The following is a 22709-nucleotide window of genomic DNA, read 5'->3' as shown; positions in this document are numbered from 1 at the left end:
GCTTTGATGATGTTACTCATTTTTAAAATTCCTAGAATAAACTGATACTAAATAAAATAGGTTACTGGGTTCTGTGCTCTTTAATGAACTCAGCCAGTAATTGTTCCTGTTCGTCAGTCAGAGCTAGGTTTTCCAGGAGCTCTGGTCTTCTCAGCCAGGTACGGCCCAGCGATTGTTTCAATCGCCAACGACGAATGTCCTTGTGGTTGCCGGATTTGAGCACCGCAGGTACTTCAATCCCATCCAACATCTCAGGACGCGTGTAGTGAGGACAATCCAGTAAGCCATTGGCAAAAGAGTCTTCCTCTGCCGATGCAAAATCCCCCAGCACACCCGGAATGAACCGGGACACCGAGTCGATCAGCGTCATGGCTGGTATCTCACCACCCGTCATCACAAAATCGCCAATTGACCATTCTTCGTCAACTTCCGATTGAATGACGCGCTCATCTACCCCTTCATAGCGGCCGCAAATCAGAAGCAAGTTCTCATTTGTTGCCAGCTCCTCCACACCTTGTTGGTCGAGTTTACGACCTTGCGGAGAGAGATAAATGACTTTCGTCTTGCCCGGTGAGGCTTGTTTGGCTGCATCAATGGCGTCGCGCAAAGGCTGAACCATCATCAACATACCGGGGCCACCACCGTAAGGTCGATCATCGACAGTGCGATGTTTGTCGTGTGTGAAATCACGAGGATTCCAGCAATCAACCGACAAAAGACCTTTTTTTACCGCCTGGCCTGTTACTCCATAATCAGTAACGCTGCGGAACATTTCTGGAAAAAGGCTGATTACGCCAACCCACATTGTTCTGTCGCTCCGTTACTTGGAGTTAAAATCCAGGATCCCAGTCAACTTCGATCCGTTGAGCTTGGCGATCGACTTTTACGATCACTTGCTCTTCAAGGAACGGAATTAAACGTTCCTTTTGTCCGAAAGCATCTTTCAGATTCGCTTTCACTACCAGAACATCGTTCGAGCCGGTTTCCAACATGTCAGTCACCACGCCCAGATCGTAACCTTTCGTGGTCACAACCTGCATTCCGAACAATTCACGCCAGTAGAATTCATCTTCTGACAATTCAGGCAGTACCGCCGGGTCAATTGCAATTTCAAAGTTCGTCAACAGATGCGCGTCTTCACGAATATCCATGCCTTCCAGCTTAGCCACCATACCTTTGTTATGGCGCTTCCAGCTTTCTACTTTGTACTCGACCCACTCGCCCTTATGGTTCACAAACCAAGGGCTGTAATCGAAAATGCTTTCAGCATTGTCTGTGAAAGAAAAAACTTTAAGCCAGCCACGAATGCCGTAAGTAGCACCAAACTTGCCTACGACGATTTTATCGCCTTGCTTGCTCATTGTTTCTTTACCTTCCATCGAATGTAAGCTATTCAATTAAGCCGCTTTTTGAGCGTCTTTAACCAGCTTAGCTACGCGGTCAGACAGAGATGCGCCTTGACCAACCCAGTGGTTAACGCGATCCAGGTCCAGACGTAGACCTTCTTCTTGACCTTGAGCAGTAGGGTTAAAGAAACCTACTTTCTCGATGAAACGGCCAGTTGCAGAATTGCGGCTGTCCGCTACTACGATTTGATAGAATGGACGCTTTTTAGCGCCGTGACGTGCCAAACGAATGGTTACCATATCGTCCTCTTTGCTTTCTCAAAAATAAAATTAACCCCATTAACCGCTCATTTTACTAAGCAATCTGGGGTCTCGTGCCAAAATAAAGCTCCGGAATTTTACTCTTATTCCGAAGCATTGCAAGGGATTTAGCTACTTTTTCACCAACATAAATCCGGATTTAAGTTTGTGATGTGGCTAACACCCTGAAAATAAACTTGGTGACGAATTCAGCGCCCTTCTCAGCGACCAAACGGGTTAAAACCACCACCGCCGCCCATGCCACCCATCATGCCCTGCATGTTGCGCATCATGCCTTTCATGCCACCTTTCTGCATTTTCTTCATCATCTTCTGCATTTGGGTGAACTGTTTCAGCAGGCGGTTGACGTCCTGAACCTGAGTTCCTGAACCGGCAGCGATACGTTTTTTGCGCGAGCCTTTGATGAGGTCCGGGTTGTGACGCTCTTTCATTGTCATCGAGCTGATGATCGCTTCCATCTGTTTAAAGACTTTGTCATCGACTTTGTCTTTCACATCCGATGGCAATTGCGACATGCCAGGCAGCTTATCCAGCATCCCCATCATGCCACCCATGTTTTGCATCTGACCTAACTGCTCACGGAAATCTTCCAGATCAAAGCCTTTCTTCTCTTTGAACTTCTTGGCCAGTTTTTCCGCTTTTTCCTGGTCAACGTTGCGCTGCAGATCTTCGATCAGTGACAGCACATCGCCCATGCCCAGAATACGCGAGGCAACGCGATCCGGATGGAACGGTTCCAGAGCATCGGTCTTTTCACCCACCCCCAGGAACTTGATCGGTTTGCCTGTGATATGACGCACCGACAGCGCAGCACCGCCGCGGGCATCACCGTCGACTTTCGTCAGGATCACACCGGTCAGTGGCAGTGCATCACCAAACGCTTTCGCCGTATTGGCCGCATCCTGACCTGTCATGGCATCGACCACAAACAGCGTTTCCACCGGGTCTATCGCCGAGTGCAGCTGCTGGATTTCCGCCATCATCTGCTCATCCACCGCCAGACGACCTGCGGTATCGACCAGCAGCACGTCATAGAACTTTTTCTTGGCGTGATCGATGGCAGCGTTCGCAATGTCGATCGGTTTCTGATCCGGTGACGATGGGAAGAAGTCCACCCCCAGATCATTGGCCAGTGTTTCGAGCTGTTTGATCGCCGCCGGGCGATACACGTCTGCCGACACCACCAGCACTTTCTTCTTATCACGCTCTTTCAGTAACTTAGACAGTTTACCGACCGAAGTGGTTTTACCGGCCCCTTGCAAGCCCGCCATCAGAATCACCGCAGGCGGCTGCGCCGCCAGGTTCAGTGCTTCGTTCGACTCGCCCATCACGGCTTCCAGTTCCGCCTGAACGATCTTGATGAACTCTTGCCCCGGAGTCAGGGATTTCGACACTTCCACACCGACGGCGCGCTCTTTCACGCGCTTGATGAACTCACGTACAACTGGCAGCGCGACATCCGCTTCCAGCAGCGCCATGCGTACTTCACGCAGGGTGTCTTTGATGTTCTCTTCGGTCAGACGACCTTTACCGCTGAGATTTTTCAGCGTTTTGGATAATCGATCCGTTAAATTCTCAAACATACTTCTCTCTTCGCTTATAGGCGATTATTGATGCGAGTATACCTTAGCCAGCGGGTGCTGGACACCCGTTATAACAAAGCAAACTTGTTTTGATCTCTCATCTAGCACAATTGGATCTGGATCGAACATAGCCCAAGCGCTTGATGCAAGGTATAATTCGACAATTCACCCAACAGTTTTACGAGAGAAATGGACACCTTAATCGCTGTTGTTGCTGCCATGCTGTACGTGCTGGCGATTGCAACCATAGTTCCGGGTCTGGTGCATCAGACCGGCATCCGAGCCAAAACCGTACTGGTCAGTGCCACGCTTGCTCTTGTGTTTCATGCCTGGCTACTGAGTGATCTGATCCTGGAAGGAACCGGGCAGAATCTGAGCATTCTCAATGTCGCCTCTCTGATCAGCTTTATCATTTCCGTCGTCATGAGTGTTGCGATGCTCAAAACACGGTTGTGGTTCCTGCTGCCTGTGGTTTACAGCTTTGCGGCCATCAACCTTTCCGCCGCGACATTTTTACCCAGCACCTTCATCACGCATCTGGAAACCAATCCGAAACTGCTGATCCACATTTCTCTGGCGCTGTTCTCTTATTCCACCCTGACCATCGGTGCGTTGTACGCTCTACAGTTGGCATGGCTGGATTACAAACTCAAAAGCAAGAAAGCGCTGGCGATCAATCCTAACCTGCCTCCTTTAATGATGGTGGAACGTCAGCTTTTCAAGATCATTCTGATCGGTACGCTTTTGCTGACCGGGACTCTGGTAACAGGCTACGCCTTTGTTCAGGATATGTTCGCGCAGGGCAAAGCCCACAAAGCGATCCTGTCGTTTATCGCCTGGATCGTCTATTCCATCTTGCTGTGGGGGCACTATCAGAAAGGCTGGCGTGGCCGCAAGGTGACCTGGTTTGCCGTCGCGGGGGCGACTCTGCTGACACTGGCCTACTTCGGCAGTCGCTTTGTCCGCGAGATCATTCTGACCTAACCCATTGAGAGAAGGTGCATAAAATGCACCTTTCTTTTACAATACCTACCCCGGCTAGCGAGATTGACATCATGACCTCGTTCGGTCATAACTTAACCAGGACATTTTAAGGATAACGTAAGTTTTGGAAGACATTTCAACGGGTATTTTGTTTGCGATTCTGGCGTGTCTTATCGTCATTTCCGGCTACTTTTCAGGTTCAGAAACCGGCATGATGTCTCTGAACCGTTACCGTCTTAAGCACCTGGCCAACAGTGGCCACAAAGGCGCCAAACGCGTCGAAAAAATGCTCGACCGACCTGACCGCCTCATTGGCCTCATCCTTATCGGCAACAACCTGGTTAACATTCTCGCCTCAGCCATTGCCACCATTCTTGGTATGCGCCTCTATGGGGATATTGGAGTGGCGATCGCCACTGGTGTCCTCACCCTGGTGATCCTGGTGTTTGCCGAAGTGACCCCAAAAACGCTGGCGGCGCTGTACCCGGAACGGGTCTCTTACGCCAGTAGTGTTCTGCTTTCGCTGCTGATGAAACTTTTGTCGCCACTGGTGTTACTGGTCAACTTCATCACCAACGGTTTTATTCGCCTGCTGGGCGTTACTGCGGATCATGGTGGCGCTGACCACCTGAGTTCGGAGGAGCTGCGGACCGTCGTTAATGAAGCCGGTGGCCTGATCCCGCGTCGTCACCAGGACATGCTGATCTCGATCCTCGATCTGGAGCATGTTACGGTCAACGACATTATGGTCCCGCGTAACGAGATCACCGGTATCGACATCAATGACGACTGGAAATCGATTGTGCGTCAGTTGACCCACTCACCACACGGCCGCATTGTGCTCTACCGTGACCAAATCGACGAAGCGGTGGGTATGCTGCGTCTGCGTGAAGCGTACCGTCTGATGTTGGAAAAAAATGAATTCAACAAAGAGACACTGCTGCGCGCCGCAGATGAAGTGTACTTCATTCCGGAAAGCACACCGCTCAATGTCCAGTTGCTCAAATTCCAGCGCAACAAGCAACGAATTGGTCTGATTGTCGATGAGTATGGCGATATCAACGGGTTGATCACTCTGGAAGACATTCTGGAAGAGATCGTTGGTGAATTCACCACCTCCATTGCACCAAGTTTGTCGGATGAAATCACCCCACAAGGCGATGGCAGCTTCCTGATTGAAGGCAGTGCTAACATTCGCGATATCAACAAAGGTTTGAAGTGGAAACTGCCCACAGACGGACCACGCACCCTCAATGGTCTGATTCTCGAACACCTGGAAGACATTCCCGAGAGTCATCTCAGTGTGCAGGTGTCCGGCCATCCGATGGAGATTGTTGAGCTGGAAGAGAACCGCATCAAACTGGTGCGCGTCTTCCCGAAACGGCCGAAGAACAAACACTGACCAGCCGTTCAAAAAAAGCCCTGGACATCTTGCCAGGGCTTTTTTGTTCTTCTTCTGCTCAGTCGACTTTCAACTCTTTAAGCATGCTGTCCGGCAACGCCAGTTCGTCATTCCGGTTAACGGCGATCCCGCTGCTAATCACACTCTGAGCGATCTGTTGCGCTTCCTGCAGTGAATGCATTGCGGCGGTACCACACTGGTACTCGTTCAACTCCGGTATCTTATTCTGGCTCTCCACTTTCAGGACATCCTGCATTGCTGCCAGCCAGGCCTGCGCCACACGCGACTCGTCCGGGGTACCAATCAAACTCATGTAAAAGCCAGTGCGACAGCCCATCGGCGAAATATCGATGATCTCCACGCCATCGCCATTGAGGTGGGCACGCATGAAACCTGCAAACAGGTGCTCTAGGGTGTGGATCCCACGTTCCGACAAAATATCCTTATTCGGGATGGTGAATCGCAGATCGAAGACCGTGATCGTGTCGCCTTTTGGTGTCTGCATGGTTTTCGCCACGCGCACCGCCGGGGCATGCATCCGGGTATGATCCACAGTAAAACTATCGAGTAACGGCATTGTCCTTCTCTCCCTGTCCGTATTGACCACTGCTGATATCAGAAAAACCAGCTTCGGTTGTCTTCCAGCTCCTGGCGGCACTGTTTCAGTTGCCAGCCATAATCTTTGGCCTGTTTTTCCACTTTCCTTGCCACCCGCTTCAACGACGGTTTGGCATTGTAGGTTTTGCGCTTATAGCCCCCCCGACCTTCATGATAAGCCAGATACTGGTTATACGGGTCCCACAATGAAATCCCCAGTTGGCGCCGGGTCTCTGTGGTGTACCAGCCAATAAACATCAGTGAGTCATCAAAGTTGCTGCGCGAGCCGCCAGTTCCGGTCGCATCCTGGAAATCCTCCCAGGCTGGATCCTGTGCCTGAGCGTACCCGTAAGCGCTGCTGACCCGGCCCCAGGGGATAAACCCCAGCAGGTAATCTTTAGGCGGCTTAGCATCGTGACGGAAACTGCTCTCCTGTTTCACAAACGCCATCGCAACATTTATCGGCGTGCCCCACTGCTCCTGCATAGCTAATGCATCTTCATACCAGGACGGCTTTTCGCGGAAAATCTCGCAGATGTTGTTCTGTTGCTTAGGCGGCGCGGTGGCACATCCGGTCAACATCAGGCTCACCAGGCCGGCAACAGCGCATTGAGTCGGCGAGATTGTCATCTTATTCCCTTATTTCAGATAAGCAAAATAATCGCTTAAGAACTCATCAAAACTCTGTGTGTCGGCGTCTTCCGCCGCTGTCTGTTTCACACGCGACGCAATGACTTCCTGCTCCATGTGCGATTCGCTGTACACCTTGTACTGATGCGCCAGATGATGCTGACGGTACTCTTTCCCCAGCGAACAGCCCACGCCTCCCAGTCCGCCCAGCTCCTTGGTCAGCTCCAACAGCTGCGCTGAAATGGTCAGTTGTGGGTTATCAATCCATTGCTCCAGCTTGTCACACACCGCCTGATAGTCATCAGTGCCATGCGCAGCGTCCATGTACTGCGCAATACGCCTCAAATCAGCAAACACCCGCTTGGCCCACGCCTGCAACGTCAGACGCTCACCGTCGCAGCCAATCTGCAGCTCCAAACCAGGCTTGCGGCCTTCGAGTATCACTTTGTTCCAGTTGTCCCGCCAACAGGCTTGCTCACAAAAGTCCATTGGATCTGAGTCCGACAGCACCGCCCAGGTCAGGAACAGATCAAGAAAGCGCACCTGCTCAGGCGTGATACCCACCGGGCTGAAGGGGTTCACATCCAGTGAACGCACTTCAATGTATTCCACTCCGCCACGCGCCAGCGCTTCCGACGGTTTCTCTCCGCTGCGCGCGACACGCTTCGGCCGGATTGGCGCATAGAGTTCATTTTCAATCTGCAGCACATTAGTATTGAGCTGGCGGTATTCGCCGTCCACTTTGACACCGATTTGCGCAAATTCATCCGAGGGGGTCCGGATCGCCTGATTGAGCCCTTGCAGGTATTCATCCAGGCTGTTAAAGCCGATTTTCAGCGCGCTCTGGGCATGGTTGGTGTAGCCCAGATCACTCAGGCGCAGTGACGTAGACTGCGGCAGAAACAAAGTCTTGCCGATATGTTCAAACGGCAGTCGGGTTTCGCGACCCTGAATAAACGACGGACACAATGCCGGCGATGCGCCAAAGAAAAACGGGATCAGCCAACCAAAGCGGTAGTAGTTCCGAATCAGACCAAAGTAGGCCTGGGAGCGGGACACTTCACGCTCATGCTCGCTTTGCTCACCAAACAGCGCATCCCAGAAACTCTCCGGGAAGGAAAAATTGAAGTGCACCCCGGAAATAATTTGCATCAGACTGCCGTAACGGCGTTTGAGACCTTCACGGTACAGAGTTTTCATTTTCCCTGCGTTGGAGCTGCCGTACTGCGCTAAGTTAATGTCGCTTTCATCACCGACATAACACGGCATCGACAACGGCCACATTTTCTCATCCCCCAGCTTGGTCTGGGTAAAGTGATGAATGTCTTCCAACTGGGCCATTAAAGTGTCGATATCGCGTGATACCGGAGTAATAAATTCCAGCAGAGATTCAGAAAAGTCCGTCGTAATCAGGTCATTACTGTATGCCGATCCCAACCCCTGTGGGTGAGGTGTCGTGGCCAGTTTGCCGTCTTGTTGGTATCGCAGAGTCTCTCGCTCTACACCACGGCCAAACTGTTTGAACACTTGCGGGTGTTGGGCGACGACCTCGAGTCGTGCAGCAAAATCAGTCAAAATGAGGTTCGCTTATTATCTGTGCCTGAAGGCTGACTTTCAGGCAGGCTTTGGGTCAATTCGAGGGCAAGCGCTTTTGCCCTCTTTGCACATTCTCTAATTTATGAGGCTACTGGCTCATGATTTCAAGATCTTCCACCGGAATATCCAATTTTTCTAACTGTGGACGTAAGCGCTTTGCATCACCGACGACAATAATTTGATAATCCTTCGGATTAAACCACTTTTTCGCCAGTTGATTGAGCGTCGCTTTGTTCACGCTCGCCACTATCTGGTTGCGCTGTTGCAGATAGTCCGGATCGAGGCTGTACGTCAGGATATTACTGAGCAACTGCGCTTTCTGTGACGGTGTTTCATAACTCAACGCTTCTTGTTGACCGATGGCAAGGCGCATAAATTTCATCTCATCATCCGTCATTCCCTGTTCGCTGTAACGGGCCATCTCTTTACGCAGCTCCTCAATCGACGCCACCGTTGCATCCGCTCTGACCTGAGCATCAAACACCACGGCCCCGACCTCTCGGTTTGCAGCGTAATACGCGCCAGCGCCGTACGTGTAACCTTTATCTTCACGCAGATTCATGTTGATCCGGCTGTTGAAGTTGCCAGCCAGATTGAAGTTCGCCAGGCGCGTCTGGAACACTTCACCCGTGGCATCAAACGGCAAGCCCTGACGCACAAAACGCACCACCGACTGCGGCGCATCAGGTTTGTCGACCAGATAAATACGCTGCTCGCCAAGTGGCTTGACGCTCGCTGGGCCATACAGCGAAGACGGCTCACCTTTTCTGGCCGAGAAGAATTGCAGCGCTTTCGCCACCGACTTTTTACTGATGTCACCCACTACCACTATTTGTGCTCCGTTTGGGGTATAATTCTGACGATAGAACGCTTTGACGTCTTCGAGCGTCAGGCTGCTGATCGACGCCCGGGTGCCGTCGCTGGTGCGGGCGAAAATCGAGTTGCCAAACAACACTTCACGTGTAGCCTGTGAGGCCAGCCAGCTCGGTTTCTGATGCTGATATACGACACCTTCCAGCATCTGACGTTTGACACGCTTGAAGTCCTTTTCGTTGAACGCAGGCTTGAACAGCATTTCTTCGACTACCGCCAACGTCTCGCTGACGTGCTTCTTGAGGCTGGAGACACTCAGCGTGGTGGCATACGGACCAGCGTCAATACTGACCACACTGCCCAGTTTATCCAACTTGGCCTGAAGTTGCTCAACACTGTGCTCCGTGGTGCCTTCCTGCAACAAAGACGCCGTCAGGTTGGCCAGCCCTTCTTTGCCTTGCGCGACTTGGCGCTCTCCTGCCGGCAGACGGAACTGAATCTGTACGGTGGGCGTTTCTGAGCTTTGCGTTCCCAGCACTTCAGTCCCATTAGCCAAATACAACTCGTACAACTCCGGCATGGTGGCTTTGACTGGCTCAGCCACCGCTGGCATCACCGCGCGGTCAAAATCATCGCTGACTTGACGAAAGTTGAGTTGATCATCACGGATTTTTTGATACTCGGGCAAACTGCGCGGCGGCGTGACAAAATCAGCTTTACGCACAGCAAAGTCGGTTTTACCACGTGGGACAACGCTCAGCGTTACTTTCGGATGACCATTAAGGAAATCTTGATAAGCCGCCATGACTGAGTCTGGCGTAACGGCGCGAATTTGATCCAATTTGGCCTGCAATCGATCAGGTTGGCCATAAAACGTCTGGTTGGACGCCAGTTGCGTCACTTTGCCTCGAACACTCTGCAGCGCAAACACAGCATTGGCTTCCGCCATACCGGAGATTTGCTCCAGCCGGTCGTTGTCCACTCCTTGTTGGGCAAAACCGCTGAGCGTTTGCATCACTTCATTGTACAGCGGTTTGAGCTGGCCTTTTTCCCCTGACGGCGCCATGGCATAGACGTAGAAATTACACGCCAACTCGGCGCAGTCATGAAACGCACCGGCGTCGACCGCTTTCTGCGTTTTGACCAGCTTCTGATACAACAAACTGTTGGCGCCATTTCCGAGGACATTCGCCAACGCGTCCAGCGACGCCTGTGTTTCCTCACCACGATAGGTGGTCGGCCACCCAATCAGCACCATTGGCTGCTGAATGCGATCTTCCATCGTCACGTAACGATCGTTGGGTAAAACGGCCGGCTGTTTCGGTGCGTTATCCACTTGTGGCCCTTTTGGAATAGAACCAAAGTATTTGTTGACCCATGCCAGCGTCTGCTTGATATCAATGTCCCCACCAATCGACAACACCGCGTTATTGGGGCCATACCAACGCAAGAAGAAAGCTTTAAGATCATTCACATCCACCCGATCCAAATCTTCAACGTATCCGATGGTCTGCCAGGAATACGGATGTCCTTCCGGATACATGGCTTCGGCCATTTTCTCCCACATGGTGCCGTAAGGCCGGTTGTCAAAATTCTGTGCGCGTTCGTTTTTCACCGTATCACGCTGAATTTCAAATTTGCGCTGTGAGACGGCATCCAACAGGAACCCCATGCGATCCGATTCCAGCCATAACATTTTTTCCAGTTGGTTAGATGGCACGGTTTCGAAATAGTTAGTCCGGTCGCGGTTGGTGGTGCCGTTGAGCGTCCCACCCGCTTCGGTGATCAGTTTAAAGTGTTGCTGATCGCCAACGTGCTTCGAGCCCTGGAACATCATATGCTCAAAAAAGTGAGCAAAGCCGGACTTTCCGACTTCTTCCCGCGCCGAGCCGACATGATAAGTAACATCAACATGCACCAGCGGATCAGAATGATCGGGAGACAAAATGACCGTCAGGCCGTTCTCCAATTGATATTTCGAATAGGGAATCATCACCTTACCCGGCTGGGCAGGGACGTTTTCCACCAAAGTGACGCCTGATGGCAATGAAGATGAGGCGAGCGAGGTAGGGGCGTCAGAATTCGAGCATCCGTACAGAGCGATAACAGAAAACGCACCAAGCCAGAATTTCCTCATGACTTCTCCTTAAAAAAAACCGTAATACACAGCGGCAAGCGCACCATAACGCAGCGCTTTACCGACAAAAATCAAAATCAGACTCGGCACAAAACGCATTCTGAGCCAGCCCGCAGCCAAACACAGCGGGTCGCCCACAACGGGCAGCCAACTGAGTAACAGAGACCAGTAGCCGTACTTATTTAACCAATACAGAGCTTTATGACCATGTTTTTGGTCTTGAGTTCGATTGGGTAGCCACCAACCTAACCAGTAGTTGGTCAGACCGCCGAGCGTGTTACCTAAAGTCGCGGTCAATATCACCCAGCCGGGAGCATACTGATGAAGAGATAAGGTGACGATCAGCCCCGCTTCCGAGCCACCGGGTAACAGAGTCGCACTGAGAAATCCGCTGAAAAAGAGTACCCACAAAGCCGAATCCGAGAACCACAGCGCCATGTTCTCAAATCCGGCGTTGAACGCCTCAATCATTGCATTTTGAGCAATAGCTTTCCGCGGGTGCGGCCGGACTCAATCTGCTCATGAGCCTGAGCCGCCTGTTCGAGGGGATAGATATGTTGAATTTCCGTTTTGAGCAGGCCAACACTGACCATATACAGCAAGGTCTCCATTTGCTCTGGATTGGGGTCAACCAACATGCCGGTCGCCTCAAAACCGAGCAGTTTGGCTTTTTCACAAATCAACTCTGCTGTCAGCGTCGGCACCGTCACTACGCGGGCCTCGTCTTTGAGGCATTTCAGCGCGTCCAGTGCTGCGTCCCCACCGACCAGGTCGATGAGTACGTCCACATCACTAAGGCGCTCTGACACCGGGGCAAACTGATAGTTGACCGCGTGAGCGCCGAGTGTCGCCAGATAGTCGAGATTGCGTTCGCTGCAGGTAGTGTAGACTTCTGCTTTCGCAGCTACGGCGATTTGAACCGCCAGATGCCCGACACCACCCGCGCCCGCCAGGATCAGTACCCGGTCGCCTTCTTTGACCTGCGCTTTGTTCAGCGCCTGCGCCGCCGTTTGTCCGGCCAATGGCAGCGCCGCGGCAGCCTCCAATGTCACCGCGTCCGGTACACGGCTCAGCGCCTGACTGGGTACCGCGACATACTGACTGTACCCCCCTCCGGTCAACGGGAAACCAATGAAGCCCGCCACGTTGTCTCCGAGGGCAAAACGAGTCACGCCCTGTCCCACGGCAATCACTTTGCCCGCGACATCGTAACCCGGAACCCAAGGCAGTTTGTCCTTATTCTGCGCTGCTGCCCAGCCCAAACCTGCACGGGTCTTCACATCAATCGGATTGACGCCTGCAAATGCGACCTGGATCAGCACGTCTCCCGGCTGCGGCTCGGGTGTCGCAGAAGTTTGAAGGGCCAAGACATCACTGCCGCCAAATTGGGTAATCGCAATCTGCTTGTTTTCCATTTTGTTATTCCCTGTGCAAAAAGAAAAAGGGATGCGAAAGCATCCCTTTGAATATATAACATTTATCACCATTACGTGAATGGGCTTGGTGACAATTTCACCGACAATTTACCCAACCAGCGCCAGCAAAATACCGGCGGCCACGGCCGACCCCAGCACCCCGGCTACATTCGGCCCCATGGCGTGCATCAACAGGAAGTTCTGTGAGTTGGCTTGAAGGCCCACTTTATTCACCACCCGCGCCGCCATCGGCACTGCGGAAACCCCAGCCGCCCCAATCAGTGGGTTAATGTCTTCTTTGGAGAACTTATTCAGCAGTTTGGCCATTAAGACCCCAGCCGCCGTACCGATACTGAACGCCACTGCGCCCAGCGCCAGAATACCCAGCGTTTCCAGGTTGAGGAACTTATCCGCTTGCAGTTTCGATCCCACGCCGAGTCCGAGGAAGATCGTCACAATGTTGATCAGCTCGTTTTGTGCTGTTTTGGACAATCGCTCCACCACACCCGCTTCGCGCATCAGGTTGCCAAGACAGAACATGCCAACCAACGGGGTCGCCGACGGCAGAAACAGAATGGTCATCAGCAACACCGCCAGCGGAAACAGAACTTTCTCCATTTTGCCGACGTGGCGCAACTGCGCCATCTGAATCTTACGCTCCTGCTCATTGGTCAGCGCTTTCATGATGGGGGGTTGAATGATCGGCACCAGCGCCATGTAACTGTACGCCGCCACGGCAATCGCGCCCAGCAGCTCCGGCGACAACCGGCTGGCAAGGAAAATCGCCGTCGGGCCATCCGCCCCCCCGATGATGGCAATCGAAGCCGCGTCCGCCATACTGAACTCCATACCAGGCACGTAGTTCAGCAAGATCGCACCAAACAGGGTGGCAAAAATGCCGAACTGCGCCGCCGCGCCTAACCACAGGGTTTTCGGGTTAGCAATCAGTGCGCCGAAATCGGTCATTGCGCCAACGCCCATGAAGATCAGCAGCGGGAACACTCCTGACTCAATCCCCACATGGTAGACGTAATAGAGCAAGCCTCCCGGTTCCGTGAATCCGGCATTCGGGATGTTGGCCAGTATCGCACCGAACCCGATCGGCAACAGCAACAGAGGCTCAAAACCTTTGCGAATCGCCAGAAACAGCAACAGACAGCCCACCAGAATCATACAGATCTGGCCAAGCTGGAAATTGGCGATACCCGTTTCGCGCCACAGGGTCAATAATCCGTCCATGATGATCCCTTACGCTAAGCTCAGCAGTGGTGCGCCAACCGTGACGGAATCACCCTCTTTGACATGCAGATCCTGCACGACACCGCCCCGCGCAGCGCGCACTTCGGTCTCCATCTTCATCGCTTCGAGGATCAGCAATACGTCGCCTTCCGCAACCTGCGCCCCGGCCTGAACATTCACTTTGAAGATATTACCCGCTAACGGAGCCGGTACCGCTTCGGCACTGCTGGCCACCGCAGGTTGAGCCGCAGCGGCGGTTTGCCCTGCTGGCATCACTGAGGTCAGTTGCCCCTGAGGCCCCACTTCGACGTCGTACACCTGACCGTCGACTTTGACACTGTACGTTTCAATGCCACCTGCAGGCTTTGCAACTGGCGCCGCAGCCTGCTGCGCCGATTCCAGAGTAGGAGCCGGCTCAAACGCCTGCGGATTGTTGCGGTTCTTAAGAAACTTCAACCCCACCTGCGGGAACAGCGCGTAGGTCAACACATCATCCACCACATCCTCGGCCAGCGAAATGCCCTCGGCTTTGGCTTTGGTCAACAGATCGTCCGTCAACATATCCAGCTCAGCCGTCAATAAGTCCGCCGGACGACAAGTGATCGGCTCCGCCCCATCCAGCACTTTCGCCTGCAGCTCTTGATTGAGCTCAGCTGGCGCCGCGCCGTACTCGCCTTTCAATACGCCGGCAGTTTCTTTGGTGATGCTCTTATAGCGCTCACCGGTCAGCACGTTAATCACCGCCTGAGTACCGACAATCTGCGAGGTAGGAGTCACCAACGGGATGAAACCCAAATCCGCACGCACGCGTGGGATCTCTTCCAGCACTTCGTCAATACGATCCGCTGCGCCCTGCTCTTTCAACTGACTTTCCATGTTGGTCAGCATCCCACCAGGCACCTGAGCAATCAGAATACGTGAGTCGACCCCTTTCAATTGACCTTCAAACTGCGCGTATTTTTTGCGCACATCACGGAAATAGGCCGCAATCGGCTCCAGTTGATCAAGTTTCAACTGCGTATCACGCTCCGTCCCTTCCAGCATCGCGACCACCGTTTCGGTTGGTGTATGGCCGTATGTGCTGCTCATGGAGGAAATTGCGGTGTCGAGGATATCCACACCCGCTTCTGCCGCTTTGACCGCCGTGGCTGTCGACAGCCCCGTCGTCGCATGGCAATGCAACGCGAGCGGAACCGCACACGATGCTTTGATCCGGGTGATCAACTCTTCCGCTTCATATGGTTTAAGCAACCCGGACATGTCTTTGATACACAAAGAATGACAGCCCAGATCTTCGAGGCGTTTGGCCAGATCCACCCAGGTGTTTGTATTGTGCACCGGACTGGTGGTGTACGACAGGGTACCTTGTGCATGTGCGCCGACATCCACCGCCGCCTTCACCGCGCGCTGAAAGTTTCGGACATCGTTCATCGCATCAAAAATACGAAACACATCCATGCCATTGGCATGTGCACGTTCGACGAATTTTTCCACCACGTCGTCAGCATAGTGACGATAACCAAGCAGGTTCTGTCCTCGCAACAGCATCTGCATCGGTGTGTTGGGCATGGCTTTCTTCAGCTCACGCAGACGTTCCCACGGATCTTCGCCCAGAAAACGAATACACGCATCAAACGTGGCCCCGCCCCAGGTTTCCAACGACCAATATCCGATTTTATCCAGTTGAGCTGCAATTGGCAGCATGTCTTCAAGTCGCATACGGGTGGCGAACAGAGACTGATGGGCGTCACGAAGCACCACATCGGTAATAGCTAGTGGTTTTGACATGTTCTTAAACTCCTTTTAAATCGTACGACGTCTATTTAACGGCTTGAGCCCGATGTTGGTGAACGGCCGCAGAAATAGCCGCAACCACCTGAGGCTGAACCTTGGTCGAAGACGATTGAACATTATTGTTATTATGAGGGGTAGCGATCGGCTCTGGCACTTCTTCTGGTACCAGTTTGGACATCAGCCGAACGAGATAGACAAGAATGGTGAGGAATAGAAAGACAAACGCCATCCCTGTAAACATCAGGGTTGCCGCGTCCTCTAGCAGGCTTCCAATATTAGTCATGTAGCTTCCTTTCGTTTGTCATCCTGACAAGACACTGTCTGGATTTGTACAAAAAACGATCCCGACAAGTGGATAAGGATTATCTCGACTGGTAAAAAATTGTCAATTTTGTTTAAGGCCACCTGACTGGCAATCCACACATACGGTGAATAATTCGTCATATAAATCACATATCAGTGAAATATTTGCCAGAAATCGCCGGTTTAACAGGTTAATACAACCACATTAAGTAAAAAAAGTGAGGAATACTGAGAGGCAGTTAGAAAATTAAAGAAGTACCATTTAAAACAATAGGTTGTAATTAAACGGTTAACAATAAGCTATCAAATTGTTGGCAATAAAAAAAGCCTCGCAAATGCGAGGCTTTGTAAGATGGCGCGCTCGGGAGGATTCGAACCTCCGACCGCCTGGTTCGTAGCCAGGTACTCTATCCAGCTGAGCTACGAGCGCGCTGTTTTCGATATCGACACAGTCAATATCAGGTCAATGACCTAACTCTTCGCTTTAAAAAAGAGTGGCGCGTCCTGGAGGATTCGAACCTCCGACCGCCTGGTTCGTAGCCAGGTACTCTATCCAGCTGAGCTAAGGACGCACGGGATGTTCAATCAGCTTTTGCAAACTCATCAAACTGAAATAATGGCGCGCTCGGGAGGATTCGAACCTCCGACCGCCTGGTTCGTAGCCAGGTACTCTATCCAGCTGAGCTACGAGCGCGCAAGGTTGTGAACTATATCACAATCAACTTCTTTTGGAACAAAAAAATTGACTCAATCGTCAATAAATGGCGGTGAGGGAGGGATTCGAACCCTCGATACGGCTACAAACCGTATACTCCCTTAGCAGGGGAGCGCCTTCAGCCTCTCGGCCACCTCACCACTTTCATATTCCAGAAGAAATATGGCGCGTCCGGGAGGATTCGAACCTCCGACCGCCTGGTTCGTAGCCAGGTACTCTATCCAGCTGAGCTACGGACGCGCTGTGGCTTAATATCATTAAGCAGTGCAAGAATGGCGGTGAGGGAGGGATTCGAACCCTCGATACGGCTACAAACCGTATACTCCCTTAGCAGGGGAGCGCCTTCAGCCTCTCGGCCACCTCACCGTCTTGCGGAGGCACATATTACGATTTACCAAAAATAAGTCAAACATTTTCTTGGTAAAAAAAGGAAAAAGTCGCTTAACCGTTGGCTATTTAATCAAAGCGGCGGTTATTCACACTTTTCGTTATAAATCTCCAATCTACAGAGACAAAAAAGGCCAGCCAACCGGCCAGCCTCTCTGAGTAATTAGTAGTTGCCAGACGCAACGTTACCATTACCTTTTTCAGCTTGAATGCGCATGTAGATTTCTTCGCGATGCACAGAAACTTCTTTCGGAGCGTTTACACCGATGCGTACCTGGTTACCTTTCACACCCAGCACTGTTACTGTGACTTCATCACCAATCATTAGAGTTTCGCCTACACGGCGAGTCAAAATTAGCATTCTTTGCTCCTTGAGTAATCTCTGATATTTCTTGCTACGAAGCTATTATCCAACAAAAGTTATATTTTCGTAAACTCTCTTGGAACGAGAAATCAACCCAAAAAGACTTGTTTTTGTTGGATCTCTATCGCTTCATTTGAGGTAATATACGCATCATGCAGTATGTTAGCCGCTTTGTCGACACATTCTGGCAACAGGGCCAGCATCAGTGACTGCTGGGCACAGTGATGTTGCAACACATCGATCCCCTGCTCAGCCAACAACTGATAGGCGCTATCCAGCATACTGCTAACCTGCAACCCGACCGCCGTCAGTAAGCTAACCGGTTCACTATTGCGGATTTTATCGCCGAAAACCAGCCCCAACTTAGCGCACGCATCCTGTTTTATGACGATCGCTGTCTGTTCTGGATGTTCGATCACATTCCATACCGCAATCCCCAACATCTGACACTGCGTGAGCATGCCGGACAAATGTTCGGCCTCAACATCCAAGGTGACCAAATCACGCTGGATAGCCAAACCGCAGACCGCTTTCGGGCAAACTTCCCCTTTCACCAGACTGCCGGCATTGACGTCAAACGTCGACAACACCCGCAACGGCACATTGTTCGCCCAGGCAAACTGCACCGATGGCAGATGCAGGACTTTCGCCCCTTTACGTGCCATCTCTTCCATCGATGGGAAGTCTATCACATCCAGTTTCTGAGCCTGCTTCACGACACGGGGATCGCAGGTGTATATACCGTCAACATCGGTAAAGATCTGACACTCATCGGCTTTCAGCGCGCCAGCCAGTGTCACGGCTGTGGTGTCTGAGCCACCGCGTCCTAACGTGGTGATGTCCCCATTTTCATTGATACCCTGGAATCCAGCCACAATTACGATGTGCTCCTGCGCCAGCAGGTCATCAATGGTAGCGGTATCAATATGCTTAATCGTTGCGTCATTGTGTTGATTGTCCGTCACAATGTTCGCTTGTGCTCCGGTCAGAGAGCGTGCGGCATAGCCCAATTTATTGAGCGTCATCGCCAGCAGTGCCATCGACACTTGCTCACCGGCAGAGAGCAAAACATCAAGTTCGCGTGCGGTGGGTACACTGTCTACCTGTTTGGCCAGTTCCATCAGACGATTAGTCTCACCAGACATTGCCGATACCACCACGACAACTTGATTACCATCATTCTTCGCTCTAATGATGTGTTCAGCGACCGTGTGGATTCTTTCAATTGAACCCACTGAGGTTCCGCCAAACTTTTGCACGATAAGGGGCTTTTTCACCAGTCTTCACCTTCCCAAGACATACGTCTCATTGGGACCGCCTTATACGCAATAAATTGGGTATTCAGACGGTCTGTTATAACAAAAACCAAGCAGCATAATTGGCGTGACGAAATTTTCACCAATTAAACCACTTGGTTGTCAGAAAAAAATTACGCCCAATCAAAATTTATTGATTGAGCGTAGGTTTTTATGTGATTACAGACGCTCGGCAATCCAAGCGTCTACAGACTCTAGTGCGGATGGCAAAGCTCCTGCATCCGTACCACCAGCCTGAGCCATATCAGGACGGCCACCACCTTTGCCGCCAACTTGCTGCGCCACCATGTTGACCAGTTCACCCGCTTTCAATTTGCCAGTCAGATCTTTGGTGACACCGGCAATCAGGCCCACTTTATCGCCTGCGACGTTGCCCAGCATGATGATGCCGCTACCCAATTGGTTTTTCAGCTCATCCACCATGCCACGCAGCGCTTTGTTGTCCGCGCCGTCTAATTGCGCCACCAACACTTTCACACCTGCGATGTCTTTCACCTGATCCGTCAGACTGGCACTGGCTTGTGACGCCAGTTTGTCTTTCAATTGCTGAATTTCTTTTTCCAACGCTTTCGCTTTGGCGGCCGCTTCAGACAGCTTCTCTTCCGATTTCATTTGTAGCGCTTCGATCGCATCCAGAGCCGCTTCACCAGTTACCGCTTCAATACGACGGATACCTGCCGCGATACCGCTCTCAGATGTGATCTTGAACAAACCAATATCGCCCGTATTAGCTGCGTGGATACCACCACAAAGCTCTGTCGAGAAATCCCCCATGGACAGAACGCGTACTTCGTCATCGTATTTCTCGCCAAACAGCGCCATTGCGCCTTTCTTCTTCGCAGACTCAATGTCCATGACGTTGGTTTCGATAATGTGGTTACGACGAATTTGCGCGTTGACCAGGCGCTCAACTTCTTTCAGCTCTGCTGCCGTTACGGCCTCTAGGTGTGAAAAGTCAAAACGTAGGTTTTCTGCTTTCACCAGAGAGCCTTTTTGCGTTACGTGCTCACCCAGAACCTGACGCAGCGCAGCGTGCAACAAGTGCGTTGCTGAGTGGTTTAGCGAGATAGCCGCGCGGCGCTCTGCGTCAACGATAGTGGCGACTTCATCGCCTTTGGCCAGAACGCCTTCCGCCATAACACCGTGGTGGGCGATTGCGTTGCCTAGTTTTTGAGTGTCTTCTACACGGAATACACCGGCTTCAGTGCGGATTTCACCCGCATCACCACATTGACCACCAGACTCGGCGTAGAATGGTGTTTCACCCAGCACGATGATCGCTTTGTCGCCCGCAGATAGAGAATCCACTTCGTTGCCTTCAACGAACATTGCAGCCACTGAGCTAGAACCTTTTGTCCCCGCGTAGCCACAGAATTCAGTCTGCGTATCAACTTTGATGGCTGCGTTATAGTCTGTACCGAATTGACCCGCTTCACGCGCACGCTGGCGCTGCTCTTCCATGGCTTTCTCGAAACCTTCTTCATCAATCGCGAACTCACGTTCACGCGCAACGTCGTTGGTTAAGTCAGCTGGGAAGCCGTAAGTATCGTACAGTTTGAATACGGTTTCGCCGTCAAGCACTTTGCCATCCAGGCCGTCTAGCGCTTCATTTAGAATCGCCATGCCGCGCTCAAGTGTGCGACCGAAGTTTTCTTCTTCGATACGCAGGACTTTTTCGACTACCGCTTGCTGGCGTTTCAGTTCTTCACCGGCAGTGCCCATGATGTCTGCAAGTACGCCGACCAGTTTGTAGAAGAATGCGCCCTGCGCGCCGAGCTTGTTTCCATGACGGACAGCACGACGAATGATACGACGTAGCACATAACCACGCCCTTCGTTGGAAGGCATCACGCCATCCACGATCAGGAATGAGCATGAACGGATGTGGTCTGCGATAACGCGCAGAGACTGGTTCGACAGGTCTTGGTAACCAATGACTTCAGCCGCCGCTTTGATCAGTGTCTGGAATACGTCGATTTCGTAGTTTGAGTGAACGCCTTGCATGATGGCAGAGATGCGCTCGATACCCATACCGGTATCCACCGACGGTTTTGGCAGCGGTTCCATTGTGCCATCAGCGTGGCGGTTGAACTGCATGAATACGTTGTTCCAGATCTCGATGAAACGGTCACCATCTTCTTCCGGTGTACCCGGACGGCCACCCCAGATGTGCTCACCGTGATCGTAGAAGATCTCAGTACATGGACCACAAGGACCGGTATCCCCCATCTGCCAGAAGTTATCAGACTCGTAAGCTTTACCACCAGGTTTATCACCGATGCGTACGATGCGATCAGCAGGAACACCGATTTTCTTATTCCAGATATCAAAAGCTTCGTCATCGGTTTCGTACACGGTCACCAGCAGACGCTCTTGCGGCAGCTTCAGTACTTCAGTCAGAAACTCCCAGGCAAACGCAATCGCGTCTTCTTTGAAGTAATCGCCAAAACTGAAGTTACCCAACATTTCAAAAAAAGTATGGTGGCGGGCAGTAAAACCAACGTTTTCCAGGTCGTTGTGTTTACCACCAGCACGTACACAGCGCTGTGCCGTAGTCGCTCGAGTGTAGGCTCGCTTTTCCAGACCCAGGAAGCAGTCTTTAAACTGGTTCATCCCTGCGTTTGTAAACAGCAGGGTTGGGTCGTTGTGTGGAACCAACGATGAACTTTCTACGATTTGGTGTCCTTTGCTCTCAAAGAATTTGAGGAACGCGTTACGAACCTCATCAGTGCTCATGTACATGCAGCTCTTCCTGAAAATAGTCGAGTGAAAATTTTGCCGTATTGTAGATCATGGCGAACTCTTCGACTAGTTTTCTTGCAGAAAAGCTACAATTGCCGGGTATGAACCCGCTAAGTTGCGGAAATGTGGTGGGAGAATTGGTACCGTTAATCCGGCTGCGCGGTCAAGGCATAACTGATTTGCTCAAAACTGAACCCGCGATACTGCAGAAAACGGACTTGTTTGGCGTATTCTTTCTGATCCTGGGGAACGACACCTTTGAATTTTTTCTCTGCGGTCTGTCTGGCCAGTTCAAACCAGTCTTGGGGTTCGTGCTCAAACGCTTCGTCGATCACCGCATCGGCTACCCGCTTTTGCTTCAGTTCCTGACGGATCCGGCGCTCACCATGGCCTTTGTAGACGTGTTGACGGATCTGGCTTTTGGCGTAACGCAGATCATCGAGAAACTGGTGCTCAAGACAGAAAAGGATAGCCGCCTCGATCTCTTCACTCGGGTAACCTTTGACCGCCAGCTTCTGGTACAGCTCATACTCACCGTGATCACGACGGCTCAGCAGTTGCACCGCGGCTTCTTTGACCGACAAGGTCGGTGGTGTATTTCTCTGATACATAGTTTGCTTGCTCAGATAAGTAAATTACCACCTTCTAAAGAAGGTGGCTTTGTGTGAGCCCCCTAAAAGGGGGGCTTTGTTTAGTCCAGCGCCAATTGCTGCTGCTCTACTCTCTCTTGCTTCTCTTGATGTCTTACATATCGGCGTATTATTTCTTCATTGATTCCAACACTATCGACAAAATAGCCTCTTTGCCAAAAGTGATTACCCCAAAGCCTGTTCTTCCTAAGATGAGGAAACTTGCTAAATAGCTTTAAGGCTATTTTGCCTTTCAATACCCCCATCAACTTGGATATCGAAAGCTTTGGTGGAACCTTTACAACTAAATGTACGTGGTCAACTTGTACGTTTAACTCTACGACTTCACATCCAAGTTGATTACAATAAACATAAATACATCGATAAACTTCTTTA

20 protein-coding genes and 6 tRNA genes are annotated in these 22709 nt (G+C 51.6%); 2 read left to right on the top strand and 24 right to left on the bottom strand.

Annotation, left to right across the window (positions count from 1 at the left end):
- Positions 1 to 61: 61 nt before the first annotated feature.
- From trmD to ffh, 4 genes are all read right to left on the bottom strand, one after another.
- Entirely contained in the window at positions 62 to 805 is a 744-nt protein-coding gene (gene trmD / locus CAG65_RS05645; RefSeq protein WP_161452753.1) for a tRNA (guanosine(37)-N1)-methyltransferase TrmD, read from the bottom strand.
- Positions 806 to 830: 25 nt separating this feature from the next.
- Complete coding sequence (rimM, locus tag CAG65_RS05640; RefSeq protein WP_021705763.1) at positions 831 to 1379, bottom strand: ribosome maturation factor RimM; 549 nt, start codon at positions 1377 to 1379, stop codon at positions 831 to 833.
- 18 nt (positions 1380 to 1397) lie between these two features.
- On the bottom strand, positions 1398 to 1646 hold the full coding sequence (rpsP, locus tag CAG65_RS05635) for a 30S ribosomal protein S16 (RefSeq protein ID WP_021705764.1): 249 nt from the start codon (positions 1644 to 1646) through the stop codon (positions 1398 to 1400).
- Positions 1647 to 1867: 221 nt separating this feature from the next.
- Positions 1868 to 3250, bottom strand: a complete 1383-nt coding sequence (gene ffh / locus CAG65_RS05630; RefSeq protein WP_021705765.1) for a signal recognition particle protein — start codon at positions 3248 to 3250, stop codon at positions 1868 to 1870.
- A gap of 189 nt (positions 3251 to 3439) precedes the next feature.
- Between ffh and CAG65_RS05625 the strand changes: the two genes are divergently transcribed.
- The gene (locus tag CAG65_RS05625) at positions 3440 to 4234 is read left to right on the top strand and encodes a cytochrome C assembly family protein (RefSeq protein WP_021705766.1); all 795 of its coding nucleotides are present in this window, start codon (positions 3440 to 3442) and stop codon (positions 4232 to 4234) included.
- Between the two features lie 124 nt (positions 4235 to 4358).
- Positions 4359 to 5636 carry an HlyC/CorC family transporter gene (locus tag CAG65_RS05620; protein WP_161452751.1) on the top strand — a complete coding sequence of 426 codons (1278 nt, stop codon included), beginning with the start codon at positions 4359 to 4361 and terminating at the stop codon, positions 5634 to 5636.
- A gap of 58 nt (positions 5637 to 5694) precedes the next feature.
- Here CAG65_RS05620 and luxS read toward each other — a convergent pair whose 3' ends face one another.
- The 20 genes from luxS to tnpA all read right to left on the bottom strand — a co-directional run.
- Positions 5695 to 6213, bottom strand: coding sequence for an S-ribosylhomocysteine lyase (gene luxS / locus CAG65_RS05615; protein WP_161452749.1), 519 nt, complete (start codon positions 6211 to 6213; stop codon positions 5695 to 5697).
- Positions 6214 to 6251: 38 nt separating this feature from the next.
- A complete protein-coding gene (locus CAG65_RS05610) occupies positions 6252 to 6863 on the bottom strand; it encodes a transglycosylase SLT domain-containing protein (RefSeq protein WP_021705769.1) in 612 nt (203 codons plus the stop codon).
- A 9-nt stretch (positions 6864 to 6872) separates the two neighbouring features.
- The gene (gshA, locus tag CAG65_RS05605) at positions 6873 to 8438 is read right to left on the bottom strand and encodes a glutamate--cysteine ligase (protein ID WP_161452747.1); all 1566 of its coding nucleotides are present in this window, start codon (positions 8436 to 8438) and stop codon (positions 6873 to 6875) included.
- A gap of 109 nt (positions 8439 to 8547) precedes the next feature.
- On the bottom strand, positions 8548 to 11409 hold the full coding sequence (locus CAG65_RS05600) for a M16 family metallopeptidase (protein WP_161452745.1): 2862 nt from the start codon (positions 11407 to 11409) through the stop codon (positions 8548 to 8550).
- 9 nt (positions 11410 to 11418) lie between these two features.
- The gene (locus tag CAG65_RS05595; protein WP_161452743.1) at positions 11419 to 11880 is read right to left on the bottom strand and encodes a YqaA family protein; all 462 of its coding nucleotides are present in this window, start codon (positions 11878 to 11880) and stop codon (positions 11419 to 11421) included.
- A complete protein-coding gene (locus CAG65_RS05590) occupies positions 11877 to 12824 on the bottom strand; it encodes an NADP-dependent oxidoreductase (protein WP_021705773.1) in 948 nt (315 codons plus the stop codon). Before CAG65_RS05590 ends, CAG65_RS05595 begins: the two co-directional genes overlap by 4 nt.
- A 108-nt stretch (positions 12825 to 12932) precedes the next feature.
- The gene (locus tag CAG65_RS05585; protein ID WP_021705774.1) at positions 12933 to 14063 is read right to left on the bottom strand and encodes a sodium ion-translocating decarboxylase subunit beta; all 1131 of its coding nucleotides are present in this window, start codon (positions 14061 to 14063) and stop codon (positions 12933 to 12935) included.
- Positions 14064 to 14072: 9 nt separating this feature from the next.
- Entirely contained in the window at positions 14073 to 15851 is a 1779-nt protein-coding gene (gene oadA / locus CAG65_RS05580) for a sodium-extruding oxaloacetate decarboxylase subunit alpha (RefSeq protein WP_161452741.1), read from the bottom strand.
- Between the two features lie 31 nt (positions 15852 to 15882).
- Positions 15883 to 16140, bottom strand: coding sequence for an oxaloacetate decarboxylase subunit gamma (locus CAG65_RS05575; protein ID WP_161452739.1), 258 nt, complete (start codon positions 16138 to 16140; stop codon positions 15883 to 15885).
- A gap of 373 nt (positions 16141 to 16513) precedes the next feature.
- Positions 16514 to 16590: transfer RNA gene (locus tag CAG65_RS05570), tRNA-Arg, on the bottom strand.
- Between the two features lie 65 nt (positions 16591 to 16655).
- A tRNA-Arg gene (locus tag CAG65_RS05565) sits at positions 16656 to 16732 on the bottom strand.
- A gap of 45 nt (positions 16733 to 16777) precedes the next feature.
- Positions 16778 to 16854, bottom strand: a tRNA-Arg gene (locus CAG65_RS05560).
- Between the two features lie 68 nt (positions 16855 to 16922).
- A tRNA-Ser gene (locus CAG65_RS05555) sits at positions 16923 to 17015 on the bottom strand.
- 23 nt (positions 17016 to 17038) lie between these two features.
- A tRNA-Arg gene (locus CAG65_RS05550) sits at positions 17039 to 17115 on the bottom strand.
- A gap of 33 nt (positions 17116 to 17148) precedes the next feature.
- Positions 17149 to 17241 (bottom strand) — tRNA-Ser (locus tag CAG65_RS05545).
- A gap of 184 nt (positions 17242 to 17425) precedes the next feature.
- On the bottom strand, positions 17426 to 17623 hold the full coding sequence (csrA, locus tag CAG65_RS05540; RefSeq protein ID WP_004415691.1) for a carbon storage regulator CsrA: 198 nt from the start codon (positions 17621 to 17623) through the stop codon (positions 17426 to 17428).
- A 92-nt stretch (positions 17624 to 17715) separates the two neighbouring features.
- The gene (locus CAG65_RS05535; RefSeq protein ID WP_161452737.1) at positions 17716 to 18903 is read right to left on the bottom strand and encodes an aspartate kinase; all 1188 of its coding nucleotides are present in this window, start codon (positions 18901 to 18903) and stop codon (positions 17716 to 17718) included.
- A gap of 198 nt (positions 18904 to 19101) precedes the next feature.
- Positions 19102 to 21684: an alanine--tRNA ligase gene (gene alaS, locus CAG65_RS05530; protein WP_161452735.1), complete on the bottom strand. Its 2583-nt coding sequence runs from the start codon at positions 21682 to 21684 to the stop codon at positions 19102 to 19104.
- Between the two features lie 146 nt (positions 21685 to 21830).
- Complete coding sequence (gene recX, locus CAG65_RS05525; protein WP_161452733.1) at positions 21831 to 22295, bottom strand: recombination regulator RecX; 465 nt, start codon at positions 22293 to 22295, stop codon at positions 21831 to 21833.
- 80 nt (positions 22296 to 22375) lie between these two features.
- Positions 22376 to 22709: IS200/IS605 family transposase (tnpA, locus tag CAG65_RS05520; protein WP_161452731.1), on the bottom strand; the 334-nt coding region annotated here is incomplete at its 5' end.

This window comes from Vibrio sp. V39_P1S14PM300 (assembly GCF_009904765.1).
GTDB classification, from domain to species: Bacteria; Pseudomonadota; Gammaproteobacteria; order Enterobacterales; family Vibrionaceae; genus Vibrio; species Vibrio proteolyticus.
The sequence above is the reverse complement of the archived record's forward strand: the minus strand, read 5'-3'. Positions and strand labels throughout refer to the sequence as shown.